The organism is Microvirga sp. Mcv34, assembly GCF_024519725.1.
In the GTDB taxonomy this organism is placed as follows: domain Bacteria; phylum Pseudomonadota; class Alphaproteobacteria; order Rhizobiales; family Beijerinckiaceae; genus Microvirga.
Window position 1 is genome coordinate 1 of sequence record NZ_JALJRK010000231.1, and the last position, 1,559, is coordinate 1,559.

Annotated in this window: 1 protein-coding gene; it reads right to left on the bottom strand. The window is 60.2% G+C overall.

All coding sequences use genetic code 11. The features are described from left to right. Positions 1–410: 410 nt before the first annotated feature. Positions 411–1,439 carry an IS110 family transposase gene (locus OC446_RS30315; RefSeq protein ID WP_262032579.1) on the bottom strand — a complete coding sequence of 343 codons (1,029 nt, stop codon included), beginning with the start codon at positions 1,437–1,439 and terminating at the stop codon, positions 411–413. Between the last annotated feature and the right edge of the window lie 120 nt (positions 1,440–1,559).

Consider the following 1,559-nt stretch of genomic DNA (forward strand, 5'->3'; position numbering starts at 1 on the left):
CGCCGGCGCCCGCGCGGAACCTTCTTCTGGGAGGGCAGCCGCGGGTCCTTGTCGAGGCGATAGGCGGTGGAGGAGCTGAAGCCGGCTTTGGCAGCGGCAATCGGGATGGTGTTGGTGTGACGGAGCTTCATGTAGAGTCTTCTGTGGTTGCCGCCCGTGATGCAAGAAGTTTCTGACCTTTTGGACGCGTGATCGAGTGCGGTCTTCTGTCAGGCCTTTGCTTGCGGCGTTTCCAGAAGCCGCTGGCCGGTATGGTGATCCACGGATCAGGTCCAAAACTCACCTCCGAGCTTGGCGCTCTTCGACTCTAGCTGGTTTTCCTGATCCAGATCTGTTCGATCGTCGTGCCCATTCGGGTCGTCGCCTTCTCACACCCCCCTTACCGACTCAGGCAGTTTGCTGCAGGTCAATCACGCAGCCACAGCCGGCGCCGGATTCCGATAATCCTCATTTTTGGTGAGCATGGCCCAGATTGTCCGCGCCATCTTGTTTGCCAAGGCCATCGCCACGAGCATCCGCGGCTTTCTTACCAGCATCCGTGCCAGCCACGATCCCGGGAGGATGGACTTGCGACCGAGCCAGTTCAGCCGCGACATCGCCCCAACGATGAGCAACCGGCGAATGTCCGCCTGCCCCTCCTTTGATACACGCCCGAGACGTTCCTTGCCCCCTGACGAGTGTTGCCGTGGGACAAGGCCTAGCCAGGCCGCAAAGTCTCGGCCACATTTGAAGCTGGCCATGTTGGGAGCGAATGCTTCAACTGCCAGCGCGGTCAGCGGCCCGACCCCTGGCATCGTTTGCAGCCGTCGCGCTGTTCCGGTCGGCCCCGCCAGCTTCTTGAGTTGCTCTGTCTTAGCCTCGATCCGCTCCGTCTTCTGGCCAATCTGGCCGATAAGGTCCTGACATTCCTGGCAGACCAACTCGGGGAGGTCGCTGTTTGGCGTCTTGAGGATCGCCTCGATGCGCTTGAGATGGCCGATCCCCTGCGGGACGATGTGGCCGTATTCGTAGAGAACCGCACGCAGTGCGTTCACCAGATCGGTGCGCTGATGGACTAGGCGCTGCCGAGCCCGAAACACCACCGCCTTGGCCTGTTGTTCTTCCGACTTTGGTTCGACGAAGCGCATTTCCGGGCGCTGTGCTGCGACCACGATCGCCTCGGCATCGGCCGCATCGTTCTTCTGGCGCTTAACGAAAGGCTTCACATACTGCGGCGCGATCAGTTTAACCTCATGGCCGATTTTGACCATCTCCCGTGCCCAATAATGGGCGCTGCCGCAGGCTTCCATCACCACGACTGCCGGCGGATGCTCGGTCATAAACTTCTGAAACTGAGGACGCGACAGCTTCTTTCGAAACTTCAAGTGCCCCGCCATTGATGCGCCATGGAGCTGGAACACATGTTTTGCTAGATCCACTCCGATCATTGTATCTTTCATGGTGCCGTCCTCTCCGCCTGGTGGCTGAAACCACCACATTCTTGGCACACTGCGATGCCGTCTGGGGAGGGCGGCAACCATCCCATCTCATCTGGCAGTCGGTGATGTGGCGGCCGGGCA